This window comes from Pseudoalteromonas sp. T1lg21, assembly GCF_002964625.1.
Classification (GTDB): domain Bacteria; phylum Pseudomonadota; class Gammaproteobacteria; order Enterobacterales; family Alteromonadaceae; genus Pseudoalteromonas; species Pseudoalteromonas gelatinilytica.
On the sequence record NZ_PQBX01000012.1, the window covers coordinates 1 to 725 of the forward strand.

Genomic DNA, 725 nt, shown 5'->3' on the forward strand with positions numbered 1-725 from the left:
AAAATGGGGGTTGAGCAGGACGGTTTTGGTCGTCACCTTGCGTACCATATTCTTACCAATCATCCAGGTGAATATACGTGGTCTACGGGCGGTAGACGATATATTCGGGTACCTGCAGATGAGATTGTGTTGCCATTCCCTATGTGGCGCCCAGGTCAAACACGAGGCGTGCCCTGGGCCCATGCGTCGCTACTAGATATGCATGACATTCGTGGTTTTCGTGAAGCAACACTTGTTAGTGCACGAGTCGGTGCAAGCAATATGCTTATTTATGAGCGGGACCCGGATCAGCCACCTCCTGAAGATGACGAAAATTGGGAGAATGGCGAGTTTATTCAGGAACTCGAACCAGGTAAAAGTAATGTGGTACCAGATGGTTTCAAAGCCAGAGAAAGCCGCTTTGACATGCCTGATGATTCAACAGGTGATTTTCAAAAAGCAATCTTGCGTGGTGCAGCAAGTGGGGTAGATGCAAATTACAATGTTCTAGCAAACGACTTTGAAGGTGTTAGTTGGTCAACCTTAAGACAAGCTGTCATTGAAGACCGTGAGCATTGGAAACGCTTGCAAGGTTGGTATATCAGCCAAATCAAGAATGTTATTTATGAGCGCTGGCTTCGTAACGCGCTCATTAGAAATCAAATTAAAGGTTTGTATGCTTATGATCTAGAGCGTGCAAATCATTATCAATTTTATGGCCGTCGGTGGCAGTGGGTTGACCCACT

The 725-nt window shown here is 46.1% G+C and carries 1 protein-coding gene; it reads left to right on the plus strand.

Translation table 11 applies throughout. The annotated features are described in order from the left end of the window. Positions 1 to 725 (plus strand): phage portal protein (locus C2M25_RS06485; protein WP_158679684.1); only part of this gene is annotated, 725 nt, incomplete at both ends.